23 protein-coding genes are annotated in these 25789 nt (G+C 57.2%); 12 read left to right on the top strand and 11 right to left on the bottom strand.

Going from position 1 to position 25789, the window contains the following annotated elements; translation table 11 throughout:
• Positions 1-18 precede the first annotated feature (18 nt).
• Complete coding sequence (locus FCN80_RS04310; RefSeq protein ID WP_230492476.1) at positions 19-1206, bottom strand: beta-glucosidase; 1188 nt, start codon at positions 1204-1206, stop codon at positions 19-21.
• Positions 1207-1421: 215 nt separating this feature from the next.
• Between FCN80_RS04310 and FCN80_RS04315 the strand changes: the two genes are divergently transcribed.
• The 5 genes from FCN80_RS04315 (at position 1422) to FCN80_RS04335 (ending at position 7707) form a co-directional block, all read left to right on the top strand.
• Positions 1422-1949, top strand: coding sequence for an O-acetyl-ADP-ribose deacetylase (locus FCN80_RS04315; RefSeq protein ID WP_136988671.1), 528 nt, complete (start codon positions 1422-1424; stop codon positions 1947-1949).
• 550 nt (positions 1950-2499) lie between these two features.
• Complete coding sequence (locus tag FCN80_RS04320) at positions 2500-4041, top strand: glucan biosynthesis protein G (protein ID WP_230492511.1); 1542 nt, start codon at positions 2500-2502, stop codon at positions 4039-4041.
• The gene (gene mdoH / locus FCN80_RS04325; protein ID WP_136988673.1) at positions 4034-6571 is read left to right on the top strand and encodes a glucans biosynthesis glucosyltransferase MdoH; all 2538 of its coding nucleotides are present in this window, start codon (positions 4034-4036) and stop codon (positions 6569-6571) included. The genes FCN80_RS04320 and mdoH overlap by 8 nt, the downstream gene beginning before the upstream one ends.
• 244 nt (positions 6572-6815) lie before the next feature.
• Positions 6816-7433, top strand: coding sequence for a hypothetical protein (locus FCN80_RS04330; RefSeq protein WP_136988674.1), 618 nt, complete (start codon positions 6816-6818; stop codon positions 7431-7433).
• Between the two features lie 34 nt (positions 7434-7467).
• Positions 7468-7707, top strand: coding sequence for a YceK/YidQ family lipoprotein (locus tag FCN80_RS04335; RefSeq protein WP_136988675.1), 240 nt, complete (start codon positions 7468-7470; stop codon positions 7705-7707).
• Between the two features lie 50 nt (positions 7708-7757).
• Here the strand turns inward: FCN80_RS04335 and FCN80_RS04340 are convergent, their stop codons facing one another.
• Positions 7758-8138 (bottom strand): MysB family protein, encoded by a 381-nt coding sequence (locus FCN80_RS04340; protein ID WP_136988676.1) that lies wholly within the window; start codon positions 8136-8138, stop codon positions 7758-7760.
• Between the two features lie 277 nt (positions 8139-8415).
• On the opposite strand from FCN80_RS04340, the gene FCN80_RS04345 reads away from it, so the two are divergent.
• The gene (locus FCN80_RS04345) at positions 8416-8781 is read left to right on the top strand and encodes a hypothetical protein (protein WP_136988677.1); all 366 of its coding nucleotides are present in this window, start codon (positions 8416-8418) and stop codon (positions 8779-8781) included.
• A 5-nt stretch (positions 8782-8786) separates the two neighbouring features.
• Here FCN80_RS04345 and mdtG read toward each other — a convergent pair whose 3' ends face one another.
• From mdtG to FCN80_RS04360, 3 genes are all read right to left on the bottom strand, one after another.
• Positions 8787-10013 carry a multidrug efflux MFS transporter MdtG gene (gene mdtG, locus FCN80_RS04350; protein WP_136988678.1) on the bottom strand — a complete coding sequence of 409 codons (1227 nt, stop codon included), beginning with the start codon at positions 10011-10013 and terminating at the stop codon, positions 8787-8789.
• 169 nt (positions 10014-10182) lie between these two features.
• Positions 10183-11103 (bottom strand): Kdo(2)-lipid IV(A) acyltransferase, encoded by a 921-nt coding sequence (locus FCN80_RS04355; RefSeq protein ID WP_136988679.1) that lies wholly within the window; start codon positions 11101-11103, stop codon positions 10183-10185.
• A 159-nt stretch (positions 11104-11262) separates the two neighbouring features.
• Positions 11263-12360 (bottom strand): NADH:flavin oxidoreductase/NADH oxidase, encoded by a 1098-nt coding sequence (locus FCN80_RS04360; RefSeq protein WP_136988680.1) that lies wholly within the window; start codon positions 12358-12360, stop codon positions 11263-11265.
• Positions 12361-12659: 299 nt separating this feature from the next.
• Between FCN80_RS04360 and trhO the strand changes: the two genes are divergently transcribed.
• A complete protein-coding gene (gene trhO, locus FCN80_RS04365; protein ID WP_136988681.1) occupies positions 12660-13724 on the top strand; it encodes an oxygen-dependent tRNA uridine(34) hydroxylase TrhO in 1065 nt (354 codons plus the stop codon).
• Positions 13725-13740: 16 nt separating this feature from the next.
• Here trhO and solA read toward each other — a convergent pair whose 3' ends face one another.
• The 5 genes from solA to rne form a co-directional block, all read right to left on the bottom strand.
• Positions 13741-14859, bottom strand: a complete 1119-nt coding sequence (solA, locus tag FCN80_RS04370) for an N-methyl-L-tryptophan oxidase (protein ID WP_136988682.1) — start codon at positions 14857-14859, stop codon at positions 13741-13743.
• A gap of 147 nt (positions 14860-15006) precedes the next feature.
• A complete protein-coding gene (bssS, locus tag FCN80_RS04375) occupies positions 15007-15261 on the bottom strand; it encodes a biofilm formation regulator BssS (RefSeq protein ID WP_136988683.1) in 255 nt (84 codons plus the stop codon).
• 262 nt (positions 15262-15523) lie between these two features.
• Positions 15524-15763: a DNA damage-inducible protein I gene (dinI, locus tag FCN80_RS04380; RefSeq protein WP_136988684.1), complete on the bottom strand. Its 240-nt coding sequence runs from the start codon at positions 15761-15763 to the stop codon at positions 15524-15526.
• Between the two features lie 207 nt (positions 15764-15970).
• Positions 15971-17017, bottom strand: coding sequence for a dihydroorotase (gene pyrC / locus FCN80_RS04385; RefSeq protein ID WP_136988685.1), 1047 nt, complete (start codon positions 17015-17017; stop codon positions 15971-15973).
• Positions 17018-17321: 304 nt separating this feature from the next.
• Positions 17322-20747, bottom strand: a complete 3426-nt coding sequence (rne, locus tag FCN80_RS04390) for a ribonuclease E (RefSeq protein ID WP_136988686.1) — start codon at positions 20745-20747, stop codon at positions 17322-17324.
• Between the two features lie 561 nt (positions 20748-21308).
• Here rne and rluC point away from each other — a divergent pair.
• Positions 21309-22292, top strand: coding sequence for a 23S rRNA pseudouridine(955/2504/2580) synthase RluC (gene rluC, locus FCN80_RS04395; protein WP_136988687.1), 984 nt, complete (start codon positions 21309-21311; stop codon positions 22290-22292).
• Here rluC and FCN80_RS04400 read toward each other — a convergent pair.
• Positions 22252-22857 (bottom strand): Maf family protein, encoded by a 606-nt coding sequence (locus tag FCN80_RS04400; RefSeq protein WP_136988688.1) that lies wholly within the window; start codon positions 22855-22857, stop codon positions 22252-22254. The genes rluC and FCN80_RS04400 overlap by 41 nt on opposite strands.
• Positions 22858-22997: 140 nt before the next feature.
• On the opposite strand from FCN80_RS04400, the gene yceD reads away from it, so the two are divergent.
• The 4 genes from yceD to FCN80_RS04420 are packed head-to-tail and all read left to right on the top strand — an operon-like array spanning position 22998 to position 25715.
• Positions 22998-23522 (top strand): 23S rRNA accumulation protein YceD, encoded by a 525-nt coding sequence (gene yceD, locus FCN80_RS04405; RefSeq protein ID WP_136988689.1) that lies wholly within the window; start codon positions 22998-23000, stop codon positions 23520-23522.
• A 12-nt stretch (positions 23523-23534) separates the two neighbouring features.
• Complete coding sequence (gene rpmF / locus FCN80_RS04410) at positions 23535-23705, top strand: 50S ribosomal protein L32 (RefSeq protein ID WP_136988690.1); 171 nt, start codon at positions 23535-23537, stop codon at positions 23703-23705.
• Between the two features lie 15 nt (positions 23706-23720).
• On the top strand, positions 23721-24755 hold the full coding sequence (gene plsX / locus FCN80_RS04415; RefSeq protein WP_136988691.1) for a phosphate acyltransferase PlsX: 1035 nt from the start codon (positions 23721-23723) through the stop codon (positions 24753-24755).
• 6 nt (positions 24756-24761) lie between these two features.
• Positions 24762-25715, top strand: coding sequence for a beta-ketoacyl-ACP synthase III (locus FCN80_RS04420; protein ID WP_136988692.1), 954 nt, complete (start codon positions 24762-24764; stop codon positions 25713-25715).
• Positions 25716-25789: the final 74 nt, after the last annotated feature.

The raw sequence follows: 25789 nt of genomic DNA on the forward strand, positions 1-25789 counted from the left end.
GCCATCTGGTTCCCCTGCTCAGGCGGGCATGGCGTGCTGTTTGGGCAAATTGTTCAATAACCCCTTGAGTCTTATTTGCTGGCTGCGCAATTCCAGCGCCAGCGGCTCGAACAGCGAACGGCATCCGTTCACATCCTGCATGCCAAGCAGACCCAGCGGCAAATGGCGATCGCCGCTCCAACTGCGGTAATCCGCCACCGGATAAACGCACAAGCCCTCAATGGCGACGGAAGATTGCATCGCCAGCACGGCCTGTTCAAAAACATAACGTATCCAGGGTACCCGCATCTCATTTTCCGCGCCGGTTTCGGCTATGATGATGGGTCTGCCGTAACGGTGATGAATCTCCGCCAATATCGTGGCGAAAGGCCGGTAATGGCTGTCGTCCATGGTGATCACCGCGCCGCGGTGAAACCATTGGCTGGCCGGCCGATAGCCGACGCCGATAATGTCCAGGTATTCGGCGGCGCCGCCCAATTCCGGACTGGCGCGGCCGCTCAGCATATCCCAGACCTCAAATTGCGCCAGTCGCAAAGACTCCGCCTCTTTGACCAAATCCGGATTGTTGGTCGGCGCGTTGATATGCACTACCGGCTCTGGCTGGAGAAACCGCGCCGAGCGATCGGCCGCGCGGATCGCGTCCATCGCGGCCAGAGAGGCGCGGATCAATTGCATTTTCAACGCCTTTCCCTTGGCTGTGGCCATGGGGCGGATATGTGCCATATCCCCGCCGGCCCATGCCAGGAAAGAGATGGCGTTAATCGGTGTGTAAATCGGCTGGGCAATGCCTTCATCCCGCACCAGGGCGGCGACGGCGGCGGCGAACCGGGCGAATTCGGTAACAAATGCCGGTTGCCAGATATCCAGATGATCCGGCCAGCCAAAATGGCAAAGATCCCAGATCACCTGCATTTTGTTGGCTTGCGCGGCATGCAGCATGGGTAGAAAGCCGGACCAGTCGTAATGTCCCGGTTCGGCCTCGATGGTATGCCAGCGCAAACCATCCCGCAGGGTAAAGATGTTCTGCTCGGCCAACTGCGCGTAATCCCTGCCGGCCAGGTGTTCATGACCGCTGGCATGGATGAGATCCAGACGGCGTCCGTCACCGCGTACCTCGGTGGAGCAGGCAAATCCGGCCTGGAAGAAACTTTTGCAGAGTGTCGGGTGGTGCATGGGCGTCATCCCATGTTCGATTTGATCTTGCATTGGATCCCCCTTTTCCCGGCGTGTTTTGCCTGTCCGGGATGGAATGTTTATTCTTCTACTTTAGACAGTCAATTTACAGAAAGATGCCGGATGAAATACGCTTTGCGATCTGGCTAGCAAATCCGATTGATTAGAAAACCGTAAAAAGGCCGGTAAGTCAACCGGACAGGCCGCCACGACGCCGTCACGGTCATAAAACGCAGGAGGAAAAAAACATGTCAGCCAGAGTCACCGTGCAAGTGGGCGATATCACCAAACTGGCCGTCGATGCCATCGTCAACGCCGCCAACAGCGCGCTGGCGGGCGGCGGCGGGGTGGATGGCGCCATCCACCGGGCAGCCGGACCCGCTCTGGCGCGCGCGTGCGAGGGTATCCGTCGACGGCGGGGGGGATGCCCGGTGGGCGAGGCGGTGCTGACCGAGGCGGGCGACCTGCCCGCCTCGGCGGTGATCCACACGGTTGGGCCGGTATGGCGCGGCGGCGGATACGGCGAGACCGAGAATTTGCGCCGTGCCTACCTCAGCTGTTTGTCCATCGCCGAACGGCAACGAATGGGCCGCATTGCATTTCCCAATATCAGCACCGGCGTATATGGCTTCCCCAAAGACCAGGCCGCGGAAATCGCCATTGCGGCGGTGAACGAATTTCTGGCGCGGCATCGTTGGCCGGAAAAGGTCATTTTTGTTTGTTTTGATCAACAAAACGCCGCCTTGTATCAGGCAAAATTACCGGCCGTTAACTGAATGTTATTCCGGAGATACATCTCAGTATTGGCCGGCGGTATTTTCCTGGTCGGAGTAATTGGCGTTGTTGGCGTTTTCGCGTTCAGCTCATTATTTTGTTCCCCCCCGAAAAAGCGGATGTGCTCTGCGATAATGTAATAAGAATTTTCCTATAATCACTGTTAAATTAATACCGCGCGGCGCTGGCGCCGATAATCCTCTCCCGGGCGAAAGCGGCGCAGACATGCCGATCCGCCTATCGGGGACCGCTTTAACGTGGCTTTTATAATAACTTGCTGCTTGGTGTTAAAAATGATTAACCTCCCGCTCGCGGCTCAGGTAAAATCAGCGAGCGGTTCTGATTGTTGGAATAGGCTGTTTTAGACTATCTTTTACCGGTGGATGCGCGTGTTTTCCGGGTGTTGATCAAACATCGGGCCGGTAAGGCAAATGTGAGGAACCTTAGCTGTATCACGCTGTCGGAAAAGTGATTTGTCAATTAAAATTGCTTTAAATGATTAAGAGCACACGCATAGGGGGGGATGTGCCAACTAATAAATTTTTCGTCAAGTTGCCCGGAGCGGGTCTCGGTTGGCTGGGAGCAGCGGTATTGTTATCGTTATACGCGTTGCCCGCATGGGCCTTTTCAATTGACGATGTGGCTAAACAGGCGCAGGAACTGGCCAGCAAAGGTTATGAGGCGCCGAAAAGCAATTTGCCTTCGCAATTTCGCGAAATGAAGTTCGCTGATTATCAGCAGATCCAGTTCAACCATGATAAAGCCTACTGGCATGACCTGCCGACCCCTTTCAAACTGGAATTTTATCATCAGGGGATGTATTTCGACACGCCGGTGAAAATCAATGAAGTGACGGCGGACAAGGTCACTGAAATCAAATACTCGCCTGACATGTTCAATTTCGGCACGGTTAAACACGATCCCGATCTGGTCAAAAATCTCGGTTTCGCCGGCTTTAAGATCCTCTACCCCATCAACAAACCGGATAAGGAAGATGAGATCGTCAGCATGCTGGGAGCCAGCTATTTCCGGGTGATCGGCAAGGGGCAGGTTTACGGTTTGTCGGCTCGCGGCCTGGCTATCGATACCGCGCTGCCTTCCGGCGAAGAGTTCCCGCGTTTTCGCGAATTCTGGATTGAACGTCCCAAGCCTAACGAAAAACATCTGGTCTTGTACGCATTATTGGATTCGCCCCGCGCCACCGGCGCCTATCGCTTCGTCATTTACCCGGGACGGGACACCAGCGTGGAAGTGCAGGCCAGGATTTTCCTGCGCGACAAAGTCGGCAAGCTGGGGCTGGCGCCCTTGACCAGCATGTTCCTGTTTGGTCCCAATCAGCCGTCGCCGACCATGAATTTCCGTCCCGCCCTGCATGACTCGGATGGATTGTCGATTCATGCCGGCAATGGCGAATGGATTTGGCGTCCGCTGAATAATCCCAAACATTTGTCGGTCAGCACCTACCAGATTGAAAATCCCCTTGGCTTCGGATTGTTGCAGCGCGGCCGTTCCTTCTGGCAGTACCAGGACCTGGAGGACCGCTACGACTTGCGGCCCAGCGCCTGGGTGGAGCCGCATGGCAACTGGGGCAAGGGCCATGTGGAACTGGTTGAAATCCCCACCGCCGACGAGACCAATGACAACATCGTCGCTTTCTGGACGCCGGAAAAATTGCCGGATGTCGGTAAGCCTTTCGACCTGTCTTATCGACTGACTTTTACCCGCGACGAGGACAAACTTCATTCCCCGGATCAGGCTTATGTCATCCAGACTTTACGATCCCTCGGCGACGTCCGTCAGTCGAACCTGGTCCGCCAACCGGACGGCACCATTGCTTTTCTGGTGGATTTCTCCGGCCCCTCGCTAAAGGCCCTTGATCCGAACGCGCCGGTGGCGTCCCAGTTGAGCGTGGGCAATAACGCCGATGTGGTTGAAAACACTGTCCGCTATAATCCCGTTTCGCACGGTTGGCGCTTGACCCTGCGCTTGCGCGTCAAAGACGAAAAACAACCGACCGAAATGCGGGCCGCGTTGGTAGACGGCGATAAGACATTGACCGAAACCTGGAGCTATTTGCTACCTGCCAATGAATAAATCAACCGAACCCAGCCTCGATTATATCGAGGCTTTACCGCTTTCCAACGAGCAAAAGCGTACCCTGCGCGCCAGGCTGCCGGCCCATGGCGACTTGCCGATGTCGGCGCTGCATGCCGATATCGGAGGCTTGCCGCCCGCCAGCGGTCCGCAGGAGGACAATGCCGCGCTGGACTCGGTCAAGTCGCGTTTGAATATGGCCTGGCCGGTCACGGAAACGTGCCGGGACATGCTGACCGAGGACAGTATGGGCCGTACCGCCATCAAGGCGATGCGGACCGTGACCCGCACCACGATGTTCCCCGAACCCTGGTTGACCAATCCTGTTTCGCGATTCTGGAACCAATTGCGCGGGCGCACGCGGCCGCCGCGCCATAAACTTGAGGCTATTGCCCGTGACGAGGGCAACTGGCGCCGGGTGGGGACCTTGCGTCGCTACATTTTGCTGCTGCTGACGCTGTTTCAGACAGCCGTCGCCACCTGGTATATGAAAACCATTCTTCCCTACCAGGGATGGGCGCTTATTGATCCCATGGACATGCTGCATCAGGACTGGCGGCAATCGGTGTTGCAATTGTTGCCCTATGTGTTGCAAAGCGGCATCCTGATTTTGTTCGCCATCCTGTTTTGCTGGGTATCGGCCGGCTTTTGGACCGCCCTGATGGGGTTTCTCCAGTTGCTTATCGGCCGCGACAAATACAGTATTTCCGCCAGCACCGTGGGAGACGAGCCTATCGATCCCCGCCATCGCACCGCGCTTATTATGCCTATATGCAACGAAGACGTGGAACGGGTTTTCGCCGGCTTGCGCGCGACTTACGAGTCGGTGGCGGCCACCGGCCAGCTTGAGCATTTCGATGTATATATCCTAAGCGACAGCTACAATGCCGATATCTGCATCGCCGAGCAGAAGGCCTGGATGGAGCTTTGCCAGGAAACCCACGGTTGCGGTCGGATTTTCTACCGACGTCGCCGCCGCCGGGTCAAGCGCAAGAGCGGCAATATCGATGATTTTTGCCGCCGCTGGGGCAAACAATATCGTTATATGGTTATTTTGGATGCCGACAGCGTGATGAGCGGTCAATGTCTGACCAACCTGGTCAGGCTGATGGAAGCCAACCCCACCGCCGGCATTATCCAGACTGCGCCGAAAGCCTCCGGAATGGACACCCTGTATGCCCGCTGCCAGCAATTCGCCACGCGGGTCTATGGCCCGCTGTTTACCGCGGGTTTGCATTACTGGCAGTTGGGCGAATCCCATTATTGGGGCCATAACGCGATCATCCGCGTCGAGCCGTTCATTAAGCACTGCGCCCTGGCCCCGCTTCCGGGGGAAGGGGCGTTCGCCGGCTCCATCCTGTCCCACGACTTTGTGGAAGCGGCGTTAATGCGTCGGGCCGGATGGGGGGTATGGATTGCCTACGATCTGCCCGGCAGTTACGAGGAATTACCGCCCAATCTGCTGGACGAATTAAAGCGCGATCGGCGCTGGTGCCACGGTAATTTGATGAATTTTCGGCTTTTTCTGGTCAAGGGTATGCATCCGGTACACCGGGCGGTCTTTCTTACCGGGGTGATGTCCTATTTGTCGGCGCCGCTGTGGTTCATGTTCCTGGCGTTGTCCACCGCCTTACAGGTCGTGCATACCCTTATGGAGCCGCAGTACTTTCTTCAGCCGCGGCAATTGTTCCCGGTCTGGCCCCAATGGCGGCCGGAGCTGGCCATTGCATTGTTTTCCACTACCATGGTGCTGTTGTTTTTACCCAAGCTGCTCAGCGTCATACTGATCATCGCCAAAGGCGCCAAACAATACGGCGGGCCGGTTATCCTGTTTTGCTCCATGTTGCTCGAAATGCTGTTTTCCGTGTTGCTGGCGCCGGTGCGCATGCTGTTCCACACCAAATTCGTGGTCAGCGCTTTTCTCGGTTGGTCGGTGCAATGGAATTCGCCGCAACGGGATGACGATGCGACGCCCTGGAGCGAGGCTTTCGTCCGCCACGGATCGCAAATGCTGCTGGGGTTGGTATGGGCCGGCGGGGTGGCGTGGCTGGACTTGCGTTTTCTCTGGTGGCTGTCGCCTATTGTTTTTTCACTGATCCTTTCGCCCATCGTCTCGGTGTTTTCCAGCCGGGCCAATATCGGACTGGCCTGTCAGCGGGTTAAGCTTTTCATGATACCGGAAGAATATTCTCCGCCCAGGGAACTGGTCGATACCGAAAAGTATCTGAGAGTGAATCAATCGCGCGCGCTGAAGAATGGTTTTCGTCTTGCCGTAATTGATCCGGCCTATAATGCTTTGGCCACAGGGATGGCCACGGCGCGCCACCGTATCAGCCAATATATCGAGCTCGCCCGTGAAGAGCATATTCAGTCGGCCCTCAAAAAGGGTCCGGGCGGCATAAGCGCGGCGGAACGCCTGTCAATCATCAGCGATCCGGTGATTTTATCCCGTCTGCACTTGCGGTTATGGTCGAACCGGGAGGTTCGGTCCGCCTGGCGAAACGACACGGTCGGGACGACCCCCAGTTAGAGGCGTCTCCCAGGTCATCAAGTAGGTTTGAACCGTCCGTTAGGGCGGTTTTTTTGCGCCATCCAAACAGCATTTCCGCTGAATTCTTTCGCGAGCCAAGGCAGCTAATCGATTCTCATCGTCATTTCTTAAGGATTTTTTAAGGTTTTATTCATCGATATCGACGAGTCAGCATTAAATGTCACTTAGCGCCAGGCGGGGATGGTTAGAATTTTTTACTTTTCTGGCGTCAACGGGTGTCGTTATGCAGGATGATGTACGATTTGTCCTTAAAAAAATGGGTTTTTTTGTACTGTTTGCCGTAATTGCTGCGGCGTTTCAATCGTTACTGTTTCTTGATATCCATGCTTTGCATGATTCTGTTAAGGAGACATCGCTGACCGAAATCACCCAGGAGCTTATCTTGCTGGGGATAGTGTTACTCTACGCCCGGCTGACGAAAGTCCCGGAATTGCGCGCCAGCAGCGTGCTGCTTTGCGGTTTTTTCGCCTGTATGCTGATACGTGAGTTGGATTTTGTTTTCGACGTCATTCGCCAAGGATCCTGGGTTTGGGTCGCGCTGGCGGTTACCGGCATCAGTATCATCGTGGCGGCCAGGGATTTTCGTGGGGTTATATCGGGATTGCGGGAATTTTTCACCTATCCCAGTTATGGCCTGATTTGCGCCGGCTTGCTCAATGTCCTGATATTTTCCCGATTGATGGGGATGGGGGTGCTTTGGCGTACCTTGCTGCAGGAGGCATTTTTGCGTACCGTTAAAAATGCGGTGGAAGAGGGCAGCGAGTTATTCGGTTATGTACTTTGCCTGCTGGGCACGGTAATTTATGTGTTCGGTAAACTCAGGTATTATCGCCGCAAGTGAATCGTTCCCGCCGCTATGTGCCTCAGGTCTTGGTATGGTAAAAACACTGCGCGTTTTTTTGTTGGCATTGACCCTTCTGGCGCTCTGCGGGTGCGGCAGCATCATCAGCCGGACCATTCCGGGCCAAGGGCATGGCAAACAGTATTATCCCGGCGTACAGTGGGATCTGCGTGATTCCCCCTGGCGTTTCCTCACCGTATTGGATTTGCCGTTATCACTGGTGGTGGATACCATCCTGTTGCCGGTGGATATGCGGCACGGACCTTATCGCTAACCACCGCGGTACGGCAGCCGGGACAAGATCCGTCATTTTGCGCCCAGCGGTCAGCGTTCTTGCCATTCGTCCGCTGCGGTCTGTCCTTCCTCGGTATCCAGCGGTGGTTCATATTGAAAATCGCCCTCGTCCCATTCATGCAGGGTATTTTCTTCCAGCCATTCCCGGCGTAGTTCGGATTCATCATAATCGCCGTCAAAAATCGCCTGGGCCGCCTCGCCGGTTCGGAAAGGCAGGGCATCGGCCGCTTCATTTTCATCGGCGAGAAACTCCGCTTCCCATAGGATTTCGCCATCCTGCATGACGTATTTTTGCAAACTGAACTGATTGACCATCCACTCCTGATCCTCGTTGTCACCGTCATCGGACGTTTCGATAAATTCCTCGCGGGCGGTGTCTATGGCTTCTTCCAGAGTTGCGTACATGCTCATTGGGGCTCTCCTGCTACTTAGGGATGTTTTGTCATCATCGCGCCCATGGCGGGCTTACCTGTAAGTGTTGCCGGTGTCTGGAAAGTTGCAAGTCATGGGCGATCTTCACGGCTGGATGGGCAATAACCTGTTCGCCATCCGGACATAGTCCCTCTTTTGCAAAAAGATCATCATTGCAAAGGCGGGGTCAGCGGCGGGTAAATGTTTCGCAAATCGACTTTCCGAAACGGGCGGAAAGACTAAAGTTGCTTTGTGACATTCATTGGAGGACGTTATCATGCGTGCAGTACGTTATTCATTATTATTGCTGGCCGCGGCGCTCGGCACCGTCAGTCTTTATAGCGCTGCTGAAGGGCCACAGGCGCCGTCCAATCCGCCTGTGGAACAACGGGGCTGGCCGATTATGCCGCCGCATCCGGGACCGATATTTATGCCGCATCATCCCGGCGCATGCCAGGGTGAAGAAGTCTTTTGCGCCGCGGTACGCAGCGACAACCCCGGCGAGACCGTACAGAAACTCAACGGTATATTGCCGCCCGCCGTCAGCGGCGAGCATTATGAAGTCGTGGTGTCCGTCGTGAAGATACCCGATCATCCCGCCCATGGCGCCGGATCGGAACATGGTGTCGCGACGGAACGGTAGGCCGGCTATTTCATGGACAAACGGATCCTGGATGGACCCTGCTGTAGGCTTCGCCAGGAATAAACCATATTGAACAGCACCACCAGCGCGGTAACGGCGAATACCGCGCGAAAACCATATTGAGCGGAAACGAAGGCGCCAATTAAGGGTCCGCTGACATTCCCCACATCGCGGAAAGATTGGTTATAGCTGAAGATCCGCCCAGCCACCTGATTGGTGCAATTATAGATGAGCAAGGTCTGGACCGCGGGCAGCAACGCGCCATCGGCGGCGCCCAACAGGAAACGCAACAGGCCCAATTGCCAGGGGGTCTGGACGAAAGCCATGGGGATAAGCAGAATGACCGATACCCCCAGCATGGTGATCAAAATCCGCTCCGGACCGATTTTATCCCCCAGGCGCCCCAGACGCGGCGCACTGAGCAATGCCGCCATTCCAGGCACGGCGGCGATCGCTCCGCTGACAAAAGCCAGGTTTTGTATATCGCCGGAAAGCTCGCGGACATAGAGCGTGAGAATCGGCGCAACGGAACCGGTGGCGACCTGAATGATCATGGTGGTGATAAACAGGCTCAACACCAGCCGGGGTTTTGCGAGAGAGGCGAACACCTGGCGGGCGGACAGCATGTCTTTTTTCTGTACCGGCACGAAGCGTTCCTCGACGAAAATCACCGTGGTGACAAAACACGCGAACAATACCAGGGCGGTAATGTAAAACACCAGCCGCAAGCCGTAATGGTCCGCCAGCAACCCGCCGATCAGCGGTCCTATCAGCGCGCCGCCCACCGCGCCGGTGGACAGGGTGCCCAGCGCCCAACCGCTTTTGCTGCGCGGCACCTGAGTGGCTATCAACGCGTTGGCGTTAGGGACGAAACCGCCGAGCAGGCCCAGCAGGGCGCGCAGTATCAGGAACTGGACGACGTTTTGCGCCATGCCCATCAGCGCCATAACGATGGCCATGCCAAGGGCGGAGCGTAACAGCATGATTTTCCGGCCACGGCGGTCTGCCAGCGCCCCCCAAAAAGGCGAGGCGGTGGCCGAAAACAGAAAGGTAATGCTGAATACCGCTCCCGACCACATATTCAGCGCCTGTGGATCGGTCACGCCGAGCAATTCCACATACAGTGGCAAAAAAGGCATGACCAGGCTGAAAGCGGCACCGGTAAGGAAACAACCGAGCCAGGCGATGTACAGATTGCGTTTCCAATTGATGGGTTTTGACACCGAGGTCATGACATCTCAATAAATAGGCAACGGCGGTCAAAAAAAGTGACGAAGCACCGGGGTTGATTCTCGCCGGAATGATAACTAAGTCAATAATTATGCGCTTAAACCCGGCGGCGGGCAATTTGCGCGGCATCAAATGCCACAAGTTCTGGCGCCGCCGGGAAAAAAGCCGGAATTAATACAGCGAAGGTTGGCCGGGCGGACGGGTTTTAAAGCGGCGGTGTAGCCACATATATTGATCCGGCGCCAGCAGAATGGCGCGTTCCACGACCTGGTTCATATATGTCGCAGTGGCGATTTCGTTATCCAGCGGCAGGTCCTTCTCATCCGGCAATATGATCAATTCATAACCCCTGCCGCCAGACAGCCGCCGGGGCACAAAGGGAATGACCGCCGGTTTCGCCATACGGGCCAGCATGTAAGTCCCCGAGGTGGTGGCCGCCTGCGCCACCGAAAACAGGGGCGCGAAAACACTGCTTTTCGGTCCGTAGTCATGATCAGGGGCATACCAGATTATCTCGCCATTTTTCAAGGCGCGGATCATGCCTTTGATATCCGAACGGTTGAGCATGGATTTGTTGGAACGCATGCGCCCCCAGGTTTGCAGCCAATCCAGGAGCTTATTATCGTTGGGCCGGTAGACGCCGATACCGGGGTTGAACATACCAAATACCCGGGCGCCCAGCTCAAGGGTGAGAAAATGCAAGCCGATCAGTAGAATACCCCGTTTGCTTTCCCGCGCTTGGGCGATATGTTCCAACCCTGATACATGAAACCAGCGTTTTACCCGCCAGTCTGGCCAGAACCAGGCGATGCCCGTTTCCAGCAAACCCATGCCCACCGAATGAAAATTAGCGATAAGCAGGGCCTCTCGTTCGGCTGGACTGCTTTTGGGAAAGCAAAGTTCCAGATTGCGCCGGGCGATTTTGACCCGCCGGGGTAAAAAGCGCATCGACAGGCGGCCGAGGCCGGTGCCCAGCCGATAAAGCAATGGGTAAGGCAAAAGCACGATAAGATAGAGCAGACCGATACCCATCCAGGTGGGCCAATAGCGTGGATGCAGCAAAGAGTGGTTGAATGTGGGAAGTTGTGTCATGAAATCTCATTACCATAGAACAGTCATGGCAAACCGCTGGCGCGGCGCCCTATGTTATTTTGGCATTTTTTGCTGAAATAAACAGTCCTTGGGGGCGCAAAACGCCAGTTGGACATGCATTAGCGCGATTATCAAGTAATAATCGCGGCGATCACGCCGTTATTCTTTAACGAACAAATCTCTGACCTGGCGCGGCTCGCTGCGCCAGTACTGTTTGGGACCATGGACCTGCGCACCCAGTTTGGCCGCGGCATGCCAGGGCCAGCGGGGATCGTAAAGCACCGCGCGCGCCAAGGCCACCATATCGGCATCGCCGGCGGTGATAATGGTTTCCGCTTGTTCGGCTTCGGTAATCAGCCCCACCGCGATGGTACTCATGCCGGTTTCCCCTTTAATACGTCGGGCGAAAGGCACCTGATAACCCGGACCCACCAGGATTTTTTGCCGAGTAGACAGGCCGCCGCTGGAAACATGGATGTAATCGCATCCCAGTGTTTTGAGCGCTTTAGTCAACACGACTGATTGTTCAACATCCCATCCGCCCGCCACCCAATCCGTGCCGGAGATTCTCACGCCAATCGCCATGTCCGCCGGCGCCGCGTCGCGTATCGCGCGAAAAATCTCCAACGTCAGCCGCATACGATTTTCCAGGCTACCGCCGTATTGATCTTGCCGCTGATTGGACAGAGGCGAGAGGAATTGATGCAGCAGATAGCCGTGGGCCGCGTGTATTTCGATCAGATTAACACCGATCCGCGCCGCGCGCCGGGCGGCATCGGCGAAATCGTTTTTGAGTTTGTCGATTTGCGCGAGCGTCATGGCGTGGGGGGACAAGTCCGTTTCGGCGAAGGGGATACTGGAGGGGGCCAGGGTCTGCCAACCCCCTTGTTCGGGATGAATATATCCGCCGCCGGACCAGGGGGGTTGAGTGGACGCCTTACGGCCCGCATGGCCAAGTTGAATGCCCAGCGCGATGGGCGAGTGCATTTTCACCGTGTCTATCACGGCCGCCAAGGCCTGTTCGGTATCGTCGTCCCACAGGCCGAGATCCTGCGGCGAGATCCGGCCTTCCGGCGCGACCGCCGTGGCTTCGATAATCAGCAAGCCCGCGCCGGACAAAGCCAAATGGCCCAAATGAATGCTATGCCAGGATGTTGCGCGGCCTTCCTCGGCTGAATACTGGCACATGGGGGCAATGACAATGCGATTGGGAAGAGAGAGTCTTCCAAGGGAATAAGCCGAAAACAGTTGACTCATAATAAAACCTCTTTAGGTGCCGCCGGTAACCGTATAATAGTTATTCATAAAATGATACGCGCGACAAGCCGCCGTTTCATCATGACGCACGGTAGCAAGTTGTTGGCGGGCGATTACGGCTATTGATGCCTTTTTTCCTTACCCGGCGAAAAGAACCTGGCTGACGTGTCAACAGGGTTTGGGTTATCATGCCTTTTCTCGTTGGCCGGCGTTAATCCGGCTTGTACTCACTGATTTCGCGCCGCGTGGACGCCATGCGGCGGCGATGCGCAAGAAAACTGCCAACAGGAACGAACACCATGCCAGTGTTGCATAACCGGGTAGCAAATGACGAACTCAGACGACGGATGCTGGCCGAAAGCGAGCCGCGCGTTACGTTGTCCTTTTATAAATATTTTCATTTGGCCGATCCGCAGGCGTTTCGCGACCAACTTTACCAGGGACTTGCCGCGCTGCACGTCTTTGGGCGGATTTATGTCGCCGGCGAGGGAATCAATGGCCAGGCAAGCGTACCGCAAAGCCGGTTGGAAGCGCTACGCCGCTTACTGTACGCTGCGCATCCGGCTCTGGACCCGTTGCGTTTGAATATTGCGCTGGACGATGACGGCAAATCATTCTGGGTATTGCGGATGAAAGTCCGGGATCGCCTTGTGGCCGACGGTATTTCCGATCCAACTTTTGATCCCGCGTCCACCGGGGATTATCTGGATGCGGAGCAAGTCAACGCCATGGCCGGCGATCCCGATACGCTGTTTGTGGATATGCGCAACCACTACGAATATGAAGTGGGGCATTTCGATAACGCCATCGAAATCCCTTCCGATACTTTTCGCGAGCAATTGCCGATGGCGGCAAAAATGCTGGCCGATGCCAAAGATAAACCCATAGTGATGTATTGTACCGGCGGGATCCGCTGCGAAAAGGCCAGCGCTTATCTGCGCCATCACGGCTTCAAACGTGTTTATCATATCGAGGGCGGGATTATCGAGTATGTCCGACGCGCCAAAGAACAGGGGTTGCCATTAAAGTTCACCGGTAAAAACTTCGTCTTCGATGCGCGTCTCGGCGAGCGTGTTACGCCGGATATCATCGCCCGTTGCCACCAATGCGGACAGCCCTGCGATACCCATGTCAATTGCCGCAACCAGGGGTGCCATTTACTGTTTATCCAGTGCCGCGCCTGCGCCGAAAAGTATCAGGGTTGTTGCAGTCCCGCCTGCCAAGAGGAAAAAGATCTGCCGCTTAAAGCGCAGCGCGCCCGTCGGGCCGGTCGGGAAAGGGTGGGAAATATTTTCAATAAATCCCGGCGGTGTGTCGCTAATCAGACCATGCCGGTGATAAACGACGCCCCCGAGGAGAAATAAACCCGAGCGGCGCCGGTCAGCCGAATCGCGCCAGCGAAAACGGCGAGAGATCGAATTCCGGCTTGCGGCCGGCGGCGAAACCGGCGGCGATCTCGCCCAGCACGCTGGCGAACTTGAATCCATGACCGCTCAAACCGGTAATCACCAGCATACCCTGGTGGTCCGGCGGCGTATCAATGATAAAGTCCTCGTCGGGGGACAAATCATAGCTGCACGCTTCGCCGGTCAGGCATACGCCCACGCCGGGCAGGAAACGCCGTAAAAACCGGAAAACTTCGTTGCCATCGGTGCCGTGGCTACCGAACGGCGTGCGTTGTTCGGGCTCATCCATGTTTTGGCCGCCGTCGTGGCGGCCGATTTTCATCTCGTTATTCATTGCCGGAAAGCCATAAAATTGCCCGCCCTCTAGGGATTCCAGCGTAAAGGCCGGAAAGTGGTTCTCCTCGCTGTAGCGTCCGTCGGCCTGGTGCCAGGAAAAGACTTTGCGAACCGGCGTTATCGGCAGGTTAGGCAGCAGTTTGCCGACCCAGGTGCCGGCTGAAACCAGCAGTTTTGCCCCCTGATAACGACTGCCTTCCCGGGTGGTGACCTCGAATCCCCCGGATCGCGAACGGATATCGGTGACGGCGCTATTGAATAATTGCGCGCAACCGGCGTTTTCAGCCAGCCGGATATAGCTGGCCACCGCTTGCTCCGCTTTGAGATAGCCGGCCTGGGATTCATAAACGCCCAGGTAATCTTCCGGCAGATCGAATTCCGGCCAGCGGGTGGCGATCGCCGCGGTCTCCACTATTTCACAGGGTAAATGAAAATGTCGGGCGCTATCGATGGCGTTACGGATAAATGTGCTGTGCCGCGGGCCAAGATTGAGCACGCCGCACTGGTGAAACACCGAACAGCCGCTGCTGGCCGCCAGCGACTCCCAAAGCTGCTGGGCTCTTAATACCAGCGGCACATACTGTTCTCCCTCGCCGTAGGCATGGCGGATGATCCGGGGACCGCCGTGATGGCTGCCGTTATGGTGCGGAGGAAAAGCCGCGTCGATCATGAGCACATTTAATCCGGCTTCGGTGGCATAAAATCCCGCCGCGGAACCGACCGAGCCGCTGCCAACGATGATAAGGTCATAATTCATAATGACAATTCCCCAATTTACGGGCTATGGGGGACCAGTATAGTCTCTTGAATGACAGAGGGGATATGGCGATTAAGCCGAATTTTGGGGTAAAAATAAAAAAACATCCGTTGACTTGCAACGGATGTCGTAGGGGTAGCGTCGAGATTAATGCTTTCGATAGTCCAGTTCCTGATACTCGTTGGACTCGATTTTGGCGATGCCGGCTTCCAGAATGGAAATAAGTTGCTTGGCGACGTCGGTGGTCAGCCACAATGTTCTGTCCACTTCAGCGTCTTCCTCGGCCTGGTCGGTTGAATTGATATAATGCAGGCGAATCATCATCGCATCATATGCATCGACAGTGCTGATGTCCCAGCCTACAAGCGGGTGGGTATGGATAATCTCGTTTTTTCTGTCCATAAATACCCCTTTTATGACTCGTTTAGTAATGAGTAACGTCGAGGTTCAATGCGGCTCCTTATTAGCGAGCAATTTAAGTATACCCGTCTTTGTCACTTTTTTTGCTAAATAGGCGACTTTTTTTATTTCTTTGGCGGACAAGGACCCGCCGGGCAACATGCGGAATTTCCTCGACATTCATGGCGCAACGGCTGGGCGGACAGAATATTTAGCAAAAAAAGCCGGGACAGTATCCCGGCGAAGCGACAGTACACAGTCATTTTTATTGAGGATTGAACCAGTCATCAGCGCTTTCCCAGGTTTCTTGCAAAATGTCGGTAACCAGGGCCTTGTCTTCCTTGCTGCCCCCCAGGACACTGAGACCATTAGCGCCGGCGTATCGGACCTGAACCTGGGTATCGGCGAAATGTTTATCGATACGGGTGGTGAATTCCCGCGTCAGGGCTTCCAGCGCCCCCGCGGGAAGCGGTGTGGCCTTATTGAGGGTGATTTCAATACGCATTTTTTTTGCTCATTGTTAATGTGCCTGTTTATATATACAGTATTAAATAAACAAAAGCAAGGGCATTGCGGATGCCGGATAAGACATTCCCGGCCCTCCGTCTTTATGGCCGGCGACGTCGGGGGCAAGCGGCCGGAGAAGTGACCGATAAGTCCCCGGCCGCATAGATCGCGGGCGCGCGGCGGCGATAAGCGTAAGCCGCCTGGCTCATATCGCCATCGACCACCTGAGCGCGCGTCCGGCCAGAAAGGGCACCAGGGTGATATCTCCCTGAACGATTCGCTCCGGCTGCGTATCCAGGCGGCGATGAAGTTCGATGAAATCCTCATTGGCCGGCAGACCGTAGAATCGGGGACCATTCAGCGAACAGAAAGCTTCGAAATGCGCCAGCGCGCCCATATCCTCGAACACTTCGGCATAGGCGCCCAGGGCGCAGGGCGCGTTGAAAACCCCGGCGCAACCGCAATCCGTTTCTTTATGATCACGGGGGTGCGGGGCGGAATCGGTACCCAGAAATACCCGATCGCACCCCCCGGCCACCAATCGGCGCAATGCCTCCTGATGAATGTTGCGCTTGAGTATCGGCAGGCAATACAAATGGGGGCGAATACCGCCGGCCAGCATGTGATTACGGTTGAACATCAAATGCTGGGGGGTCAGGGTCGCGCCGAGGAAACGATCGCCGGAAAGCACGTATTCGGCCGCCTCTCGCGTGGTAATGTGCTCCATAACGATTTTCAGCCGGGGGTAGCGGCGGCGGACGGGCTCAAGTACCTGTTCGATAAACCGCGCTTCGCGATCGAAAATATCCACATCGGCCGCAGTGACCTCGCCATGCACCAAGAGCGGCATTCCGTGTTCTTCCATGGCGTCCAGCAGCGGATAGATGTTAGCGATATCGGTCACGCCGCGACTGGAATTGGTGGTCGCATTGGCCGGATACAGTTTGGCGGCGGTAAACACCCGTTGGCGAAACCCTTCGATCAATTCTTCCTTCGCCAGGGTATCGGTGAGATAGCAGGTCATCAGCGGCTGGAATCGATGGCCGGCGGTCAGCGCCGCCAGGATGCGGTCCCGATAGGCGACGGCTTGCGCCACCGTGGTAATGGGCGGGGTTAAATTCGGCATAATGATGGCCCGGCCGAAGATTCGGCTGGAATAGGGTAATACGGTGCGCAGCATATCGTCATCGCGCACGTGCAAGTGCCAGTCGTCGGGGCGGCGAATACGCAGGATGGAAGGGGGTGCGGTCATGATGTTTACTCCGGCTAACGGTGAAGAAAATCGTAAAAAACAGTATGCAAAGTCCGCTGCCGCCGGGATAGCCCACGCGCAACCGGTGGTACTGTTTTTTACACTATCGCCATACTCATCATACTTCACATCGTCTCTTGGCTGGCGGCGATCGCGCATTAGCCGCCGTGATGTGACTTGACGTATGCAGACTGTCTTTCCGGCATATTTTACCGCGAGGCGGCTGAAATTTTCCTAGGCCCCTGCTTTAAATAAAGTCAGACCCGCCGGAGCGGGTCTGAAAGGAGCGGGCAAATGCGGGCGCCTATTGGTCTTTTTCCGTCGGGGCGGGTTTCGACGCCGGGGCATCGGCGTGGGTGACCGCGGCATGGCCGCCCGCCGCGCCGCGCCCGCTAAAGGCGTAATCCGGGCGCTGCCAATGGCTGACTTTGGCGTCCGAGGCCACATAAGCCGGCGCAGGCGCCTTGGTCATGGGGGCGCTGACATGGGGCCGTGCCGATGGCGGGTCGGCAACGACCGCCGGCGCGGCGGCCTCACTGGGGGAGACGTTGTCGTTTGGCTCGGCGGTCGGCGGCGCCTCGGTAAATGCCGGCTTTCTCGACACGTGCAGCGCGGCGATGACCGTATCGGAAAGGTAGTGGACCACTGGCCGGGGCGGTTCGGCCTGTTCGCTCGGCGCAACAGGCTCGGCAACGGGGCTCAAGGGCGTTTCGGCGGCGGGGGATTCGGCCGGCGCCGCAACGGCGGACGGCGCGACAGCCGTGGCTGACCCGCTGGCGGGCTCACTGACCGGCTCATGGCCGTCAACTCCCCCATCGCGCGTGGCGGAGTCATGCGCGGGTGCGGCGTCCGCGGGGCGATCTTCCGGCTCGTCGGCCGTGAATGATGTGCCGGCTTTCTTGCTGCCGTAAGGCTCATCGGTAACGATCTCCGCCGGCTTGGCAGCGGACAGCATCGCCCATGACGTCGGCAGATCCTCGGTCGCGATAACCGACGGTACGTCATTGACGCCAGCCTCCTGCGCCGGGGTGGGCCGCTCGGGTACCGGCGTTATTTCCGGCTGTGTCTCCGGCGATAGGGGGGCGGACACCGCCGCCTCATCAAAGGCATTATCGCTTTCCTGCCCCAGCGCGATTCCATGAAGCGCGTCGCCGGCTGTTTCGTGCGGGAAGACGGCTTCAGGTTGTTCCACCGGGGCAACCGGATAACGGATCCAGACCTTGCCCGAAGCCATTTCCGGCGACGCTACGGCGCCGGACAACGGAACCGGCGACTGGCCGAGATAGCGTTCGTCACGATAGCGGCGACGGCGCTGGCCGCTCACCCGCAGATGGCGCGGAGAACGGCGGGAACGACGCGGCAAGCCCGTTTCGCCCCCATTATTGCGCGCCGTGTCGTTGGCCATGTCGGCGGCGGCGATTTCCTGGTTTTCCACCGGCGCCGGCAGCAGTTTTTCCCGTTGCGCCGGCGTATCGGCCGTCGACTCAATCACAGCGTCCGGCTGCGCGCTTTCGGCGCTATCGGTTATCCGGACCTTCTGGGTGAGCTGGCGGCGCTGGCGGCGAGGTACGATCGGTGTCGGCTGATCTTCATCGCTGACTGTCTCGCTAGCGTCGGCGACGATATCGGTTGGCAACGCTTTTTCTTCCGACAACGCCTGACGCTTATCCTCCTGGCGGCGGCGATTGCGTTCACGGCGCTGCGCCGGCTGTTGCGAATCATTTGGCGTTTTTTCAGTTGCCGTGTCGACGGCATTTTCCATCTCGGCCGGCGCTGCCTGCCGTTTGCCCTTACGGACATCCTCTCGCCGTTCCCGTGAAGGCCGGCTTTCCGGCGTGGAGCGCGGCTCCCGATCGCCGTTGCGATCGCGGCGGCCGTTTTGGCGGCGCTGCGCGCGCCGGTCTTGCCGGCGGGGCGTTTCGGATTCCTCTACGGCCCGCTCCGGCGGAACGACGGCGGATTCCTCTTGCGCCGACGCGCCAAACCAGCCTTTAAGTCGGGTGAACAACCGGCCCATCAAACCGCCGTCGACCGGCGCGGTCGCCGCTGGCGCGTCGACTTTTACCGTCTCCCGTTCGGCAACGGCGGCATGGTTGCCCGCATTGGTGACAAGCGGCGGCGAATCCGGCAACGCGAAGGCGGCCAGCGCGGGTTGTTCGGGCAATCGGCGCTCGGCGGCCGGCTCTTCGGAGGGCTGGGCCATTTCCGCTTCATGCAGTTGCGGCAACAGGTAACTCAGCGTGGGGGCTTCTTCGCCCTTGCGCACACGCAATACCGCGTAATGGGGCGTTTGCATCTGATCGTTGGGAACAACAATGGCCCGCACGCCGCCTTGGCGACGTTCGATGGCATTTACCGCGTCGCGCTTCTCGTTGAGCAGATATGACGCGATAGGCACCGGCACGATGGCATGCACCTCATGGGTGTTTTCTTTCAGCGCTTCTTCTTCAATCAGCCGCAAAATGGACAGAGAAAGCGATTCGTTATCGCGGATCGTGCCGGTGCCGCCGCAGCGCGGGCAAACATGATGACTGGATTCTCCCAGGGACGGACTTAGCCGTTGCCGGGACAATTCCAGCAGGCCGAACCGCGAGATACGGCCGATCTGGATCCTGGCGCGATCCTGGCGAACGGCCTCGCGCAGGCAATTTTCCACTTCCCGCTGGTGCCGTACCGGCGTCATGTCGATGAAATCGATCACGATGAGCCCGCCGAGATCGCGCAGGCGCAGTTGCCGGGCAATCTCGTCGGCCGCCTCAAGATTGGTATTAAAGGCGGTTTCTTCGATATCGCCGCCGCGCGTCGAACGGGCGGAGTTGATGTCGATGGCCGTCAACGCTTCGGTGGTGTCGATAACAATGGACCCGCCCGATGGGAGGCGGACTTCGCGCTGAAAAGCCGATTCAATCTGCGATTCGATCTGGTAATGGCTGAAAAGGGGGATTTCGCCGCTGTAAAGCTTGATTTTGCTGGTGAAATCCGGCCGGCCAAGGGAGGCGATATGCTCTTTGGCCTTCTCCAGCACGGTCGGATTATCGATAAGGATCTCTCCGATGTCCGGACGCAGATAATCGCGAAAAGCCCGCACGATGACGTTGCTCTCCTGATGAATCAGAAAAGGCGCCGGACGGCCTTCGGCCGCTTTTTTTATGGCTTCCCAGTGCTTAAGTCGAAACGCCAAATCCCATTGCAGCGCATCGGCCGATTTGCCGACGCCGGCGGTGCGGACGATAAGACCCATACCGTCGGGCAATTCCAGCGAGGACAGGGCTTCTTTCAGCTCGGTGCGATCATCGCCTTCTATCCGGCGGGATATGCCGCCAGCCCGCGGATTATTCGGCATCAGGACCAGATAACTGCCGGCCAGGCTGATAAATGTGGTCAGCGCCGCGCCTTTGTTGCCGCGTTCCTCCTTATCGACCTGAACAATCACCTCCTGTCCTTCGCGCAGCACATCCTTGATATTGGGACGGCCGTGCGCGGCATATTGCGGGGGGAAGTATTCGCGGGCGATTTCTTTGAGAGGGAGGAATCCGTGCCGTTCGGCGCCATAATCCACAAACGCCGCTTCAAGACTGGGTTCAATACGGGTTATTTTACCCTTGTAAATATTGGCTTTTTTTTGCTCGTGACCGGGGCTTTCTATATCCAGATCGTAGAGCCGCTGGCCGTCTACCAGGGCAACACGCAACTCTTCCTGTTGAGTCGCGTTTATTAACATTCTCTTCATCTTCAACTTACTCATTTTTTATGCATTGGCATCAGAGCTGCGGGCAAAAAAGACGCTGACCGGATTTTCACCGACGGCCCCGTGATTTGTCGCAATACCGTCAACCTCACGGTTGTCGCTAGCAGAGGGGCGCATTATTTCGGTAGCCTGTTTTCAGAGAGAAAGACAGCACTTTTGCTGAGGGAATAGCGTCTGAAATCTGTCGCCAGAACGAATTCCTTTTGCCGGCCAAGCTGCAATCCGCAGCCCGCTAACTGACTGATAGTTCAATACGTCTTACGCCATTGCCGCGTGTATGACCTATCAGGCAAATTTAAAAAATTCCACGTTTCATCGCCTTTAAGGGATCCGCGTGGAAAGTTATGACATTATTCCACTGCTGACACACTTATAGCAAGGCAACTTTACCTCTCGGCAACAAGTTTCGGACTTAAGGAGATATTGCGCTGGCAGGCGGTTGCGCCGGGCCGAAACTCCCATCATCTTTTCGCCGATTAATGCACAGTTAAGCACAGAAAAAGAAGTGGCGCTATGTCGGCGCTATATTTAGAATCGCCTACCATGAATGAGAATAGCGTCGGCGTACAATTTATCACCATTTCCGCTGAGCAGGCCGGCCAGCGAATCGACAATTTTTTGCGTACCCATTTAAAAGGCGTGCCCAAAAGCCTGATTTATCGCATCTTGAGAAAAGGAGAAGTGCGGGTCAATAAAAAACGCGTCAAACCGGAATACAAACTGGAGGGCGGCGATGAACTGCGCATCCCGCCGGTACGCCAGTCTTCGGAGGAACAGGCGCCGGTTTCGGTGCACCTGGACAAAGTCGCCGCGCTGGATGCGGCGATATTGTACGAGGATGAGCATCTGCTGGTCCTGAATAAGCCTTCCGGCACGGCGGTGCATGGCGGCAGCGGATTGCGTTTCGGGGTGATTGAGGGATTGCGGGCATTGCGGCCGCAGGCGCGTTTTCTCGAGCTGGTGCATCGGCTTGATCGCGATACGTCAGGCGTGCTGCTGGTGGCTAAAAAACGCTCGGCCCTGCGGGCGCTCCATGAGCAATTGCGCGCCAAGGGCATGCAAAAGGATTACTTGGCGCTGGTGCGGGGCGAATGGCCTTCCCATAATAAGACGGTGGCCGCGCCATTGGTGAAGAACATCCTGGCCAGCGGCGAGCGCATCGTGCGGGTTGGCGTTGAAGGGAAACCGTCCGAAACGCGTTTCAAGGTGGAAGAGCGTTTCGCACAGGCCTCGCTGGTAAAGGCCAGTCCGGTCACCGGCCGTACCCACCAGATTCGCGTACACGCGCAATATGCCGGGCATCCCATCGCGTTTGACGACCGCTATGGCGATCGGGAATTTGATCGGCTGCTGAACGGATCCGGCTTACGCCGCCTGTTTCTCCATGCGGCGTCGCTTTGTTTCGAACATCCGGCCACCGGCGAAACCCTGCGGATCGACGCGCCGCTGGATGAAGAGCTTCGCCGATGCCTCCGCTACCTGCGGGCTAATCGGCAGCAACCGGCCGCGCGCCGGTCAGAGGATTGACGCCTTCGTTGCGCAGCATGGCCGCCAGCGCGATGAGCGGCAGGCCTATCAGCGTGTTGGGGTCGCGGCCGTCCAACGCGTCGAATAACGTTATTCCCAGCCCCTCGCTTTTGAAACTGCCGGCGCAATCGAGGGGCTGTTCCGCGTCTATGTAGGCCGCGATTTCCGGTTCCGACAAAACGCGAAACGTTACCGAATACGGCTCGACCGTTTGTTGCAGTCGTCCGGTCGCGCTATTGAGCAGCGACAGACCGGTATAAAAGATCACTTTCCTGCCGCTGGCGCTGCGCAGTTGCGCCACGGCGTCATCCCGATTAAGGGGTTTGCCGGTGATTTTCCCCTCCAGCACGCAGCACTGATCCGAGCCGATGATAAGGTGCCGGTCGAAAACCGCATCAAGCGCCCGCGCTTTGGCGGCCGACAGTCGACGCACCATGTCCGGCGCCGTTTCGCCCGGCAGCGGCGTTTCGTTTATTTCCGGCGCGGCGCTGACGAAGGGCAGACGCAATTTCTCCAACAGCGCGCGACGAAACGGCGACGACGACGCTAATACGATTTTGCACATAATTTTGCATCCGAAGGTGGCGTATGGACCCGACGCATTTTACACTGTTCGCCGCTTCGTAAGCGAATAATGGCGAAAGGCATGCTTTATTCGCCTTTTCCTTTGACTCTAGGTCGTTACGACGTTAATATGCGCGCCCTATGCAAAAGGTAAAATTACCCCTGACCATCGATGCGGCGCGCGCCGCTCAGAAGCGCCTGGACTACGTCGGAGTCTATGGTCCTGAGCAGGTCAGTCGCGTCGCTGAATCCGTGGTGAGCGTGGATAGCGATGTTCAGGCATCGTTGTCCTTCGATGTGGATAATCAGCGCCTGACGGTTATCAGGGGCAATGCGGACGTGACGGTGACGCTGACATGCCAGCGTTGCAACCAGCCGTTCGCGTATCAGGTGAGCACGACATTCAGCTTTAGCCCGGTGGTCGACGACGATCAGGCTGAGGCTTTGCCGGAAGCGTATGAAGCGGTCTTTCCCGATGAATTCGGCGAGGTGGATTTGCTGGCGATGATTGAAGATGAAATTATTCTTTCCTTGCCAATCGCCCCGGCTCATGATCCTGAACACTGTGAAGTGTCCGAAGCGGAACAAGTATTCGGTAGACTGCCGCCCGAGGCTGATAAACCCAATCCGTTTTCCGTATTAGCCAGTTTAAAGCGTAAGCAATAAGGAGTAAGGTCCATGGCCGTACAACAAACCAAACCGTCCCGTTCCACCCGTGGCATGCGCCGTTCCCACGACGCGCTGACCACGTCCACCCTGTCGGTCGACAAAGCTTCCGGTGAAACCCATCTACGTCACCATGTCACTGCCGACGGTTATTACCGCGGTCGCAAAGTTATCGCCAAGTAATCCGCAGGCGATAGATTGAGACGTCTAACCCTTGCGTTAGATGCAATGGGTGGTGATTTCGGTCCCGCCGTCACAGTGCCTGCCGCTTTGCAGGCACTGGCTTCTCATCCGCAGCTAGAATTGCTGCTGGTCGGCGACCCCGCCGCGATCAATCCACTGTTAACCCGGACCGATGCCGCTCTGCGCGGACGCGCGACTGTCATCGGCGCAGAATTGGTCATCGCCGGCGATGCCAAACCGTCAGCGGCCATCCGGGCCAGCCGCGGTACTTCCATGCGCGTTATGCTGGAGTTGATCAAGGCCGGACGGGCCCAGGCCTGCGTCAGCGCCGGCAACACCGGCGCGTTGATGGGGCTGGCGAAAATGCTTATCAAGCCCCTAGAAGGCATCCAGCGGCCGGCGTTGATGACCGTATTGCCGCATCGGCTGCGGGGCAAGACCGTCGTGCTGGATCTGGGCGCCAATGTGGAATGCAGCGGCGAGATGCTGGCGCAGTTCGCGGTGATGGGCGCGGTGGTGGCGGAGGATATCGTCGGCGCGGAAAACCCGCGGGTGGCCTTGCTTAATATCGGCGAGGAAGAAACCAAGGGGCTGGATTACATCCATCAGGCGGCGGCGATCCTGCGCGGTATTCCGTCCATGAATTATATCGGATACCTTGAAGCCAACGAATTGCTCACCGGCAAGACCGAAGTGCTGGTTTGTGACGGGTTTGTCGGTAATGTCACATTAAAGACCATGGAAGGGGTGATAAGACTTTTTTTGTCTTTGCTCAAATCTTCTGGAGACGGCGGCGGACAAAGTTGGCTTATGCGGTTGGTGAAAAGCTGGATGAAAAAACGTCTCGCCCGCCAGTTCGGCCATCTCAATCCTGATCAATACAATGGCGCATGCCTATTAGGTCTTCGCGGTACGGTTATCAAAAGCCACGGCGCGGCGAATCAGCGCGCGTTTACCGTCGCGATCGAACAGGCCATGCTTGCGGTGGAGCGGCAAATTCCCGAGCGAATCGCCGCACGCCTGGATGCGGTTTTACCCAAGAGTCACTAAGCGTACATGTATACTAAGATTCTCGGCACCGGCAGTTATCTTCCGGCGCAAGTCAGGTCTAACCAGGACCTGGAAAAAATGGTGGAGACTTCCGACGAATGGATCGTGACGCGAACCGGTATACGTGAACGCCGTATCGCCGCTGCGGATGAAACGGTATCGTCCATGGGCGTCGCCGCCGCGCGTCAGGCGCTGGCGATGGCCGATATTCCGGCTGATCGCGTCGGCCTGATTATCGTCGCCACGACATCCTCCAGCAACGCTTTCCCCAGTTCCGCCTGTGAGATACAGCTTGAGTTGGGCATCCGCGACACCATCGCTTTTGATATGGCGGCGGCTTGCGCGGGTTTCGCCTATGCTTTGGGCATGGCGGACCAATATGTCAAGGGCGGCGCGGTGGATTACGCGCTGGTGGTCGGCTCGGATACGCTGAGCCGGACGCTGAATCCCGATGACCGCGGCACCCTGATACTCTTTGGCGACGGTGCCGGCGCCGTTGTGCTGGGGCGCAGCGAGCAACCCGGTATCCTCTCCACTCATCTGCATGCCGATGGCCGTTACGGACAGTTATTGATATTGCCCTATCATAATCGCCTCGACCTGAACCAGCCGGCGTATCTGACCATGTCTGGCAATGAGGTTTTCAAGGTGGCGGTCACCGAGCTGGCGCATATCGTCGATGAAACCCTCAGCGCCAACCGACGGGATCGATCGGAACTGGACTGGTTGGTGCCCCATCAGGCGAACCTGCGCATTATCACGGCGACGGCGAAGCGGCTGAACATGAGCATGGACAAAGTGGTGGTGACGCTGGATCGGCACGGGAACACCTCGGCGGCGTCGGTGCCTCTGGCGTTGGACGAGGCGGTGCGTGACGGACGTATCAAGCGGGGCCAGCTTATCATGCTGGAGGCGTTCGGCGGCGGTTTCACCTGGGGCTCGGCGCTGATTTGCTATTGATCCGCGTCTGACGGATTGCGAGCCGCGGCGATGTTTTCACGCGCGACGATCACCGGCGCCGGGATGCCCGGCGA

The organism is Martelella alba, from assembly GCF_005217455.1.
Classification (GTDB): Bacteria; Pseudomonadota; Gammaproteobacteria; order Enterobacterales; family Enterobacteriaceae; genus Acerihabitans.

Coding starts and splice junctions, on each gene's coding strand:
- FCN80_RS04310 (WP_230492476.1), bottom strand. CDS start 1,206: ATGCAAGATCAAATCGAACATGGGATGACGCCCATGCACCACCCGACA.
- FCN80_RS04315 (WP_136988671.1), top strand. CDS start 1,422: ATGTCAGCCAGAGTCACCGTGCAAGTGGGCGATATCACCAAACTGGCC.
- mdoH (WP_136988673.1), top strand. CDS start 4,034: ATGAATAAATCAACCGAACCCAGCCTCGATTATATCGAGGCTTTACCG.
- FCN80_RS04330 (WP_136988674.1), top strand. CDS start 6,816: ATGCAGGATGATGTACGATTTGTCCTTAAAAAAATGGGTTTTTTTGTA.
- FCN80_RS04335 (WP_136988675.1), top strand. CDS start 7,468: ATGGTAAAAACACTGCGCGTTTTTTTGTTGGCATTGACCCTTCTGGCG.
- FCN80_RS04340 (WP_136988676.1), bottom strand. CDS start 8,138: ATGAGCATGTACGCAACTCTGGAAGAAGCCATAGACACCGCCCGCGAG.
- FCN80_RS04345 (WP_136988677.1), top strand. CDS start 8,416: ATGCGTGCAGTACGTTATTCATTATTATTGCTGGCCGCGGCGCTCGGC.
- mdtG (WP_136988678.1), bottom strand. CDS start 10,013: ATGACCTCGGTGTCAAAACCCATCAATTGGAAACGCAATCTGTACATC.
- FCN80_RS04355 (WP_136988679.1), bottom strand. CDS start 11,103: ATGACACAACTTCCCACATTCAACCACTCTTTGCTGCATCCACGCTAT.
- FCN80_RS04360 (WP_136988680.1), bottom strand. CDS start 12,360: ATGAGTCAACTGTTTTCGGCTTATTCCCTTGGAAGACTCTCTCTTCCC.
- trhO (WP_136988681.1), top strand. CDS start 12,660: ATGCCAGTGTTGCATAACCGGGTAGCAAATGACGAACTCAGACGACGG.
- solA (WP_136988682.1), bottom strand. CDS start 14,859: ATGAATTATGACCTTATCATCGTTGGCAGCGGCTCGGTCGGTTCCGCG.
- bssS (WP_136988683.1), bottom strand. CDS start 15,261: ATGGACAGAAAAAACGAGATTATCCATACCCACCCGCTTGTAGGCTGG.
- dinI (WP_136988684.1), bottom strand. CDS start 15,763: ATGCGTATTGAAATCACCCTCAATAAGGCCACACCGCTTCCCGCGGGG.
- pyrC (WP_136988685.1), bottom strand. CDS start 17,017: ATGACCGCACCCCCTTCCATCCTGCGTATTCGCCGCCCCGACGACTGG.
- rne (WP_136988686.1), bottom strand. CDS start 20,747: ATGAAGAGAATGTTAATAAACGCGACTCAACAGGAAGAGTTGCGTGTT.
- rluC (WP_136988687.1), top strand. CDS start 21,309: ATGAATGAGAATAGCGTCGGCGTACAATTTATCACCATTTCCGCTGAG.
- FCN80_RS04400 (WP_136988688.1), bottom strand. CDS start 22,857: ATGTGCAAAATCGTATTAGCGTCGTCGTCGCCGTTTCGTCGCGCGCTG.
- yceD (WP_136988689.1), top strand. CDS start 22,998: ATGCAAAAGGTAAAATTACCCCTGACCATCGATGCGGCGCGCGCCGCT.
- rpmF (WP_136988690.1), top strand. CDS start 23,535: ATGGCCGTACAACAAACCAAACCGTCCCGTTCCACCCGTGGCATGCGC.
- FCN80_RS04420 (WP_136988692.1), top strand. CDS start 24,762: ATGTATACTAAGATTCTCGGCACCGGCAGTTATCTTCCGGCGCAAGTC.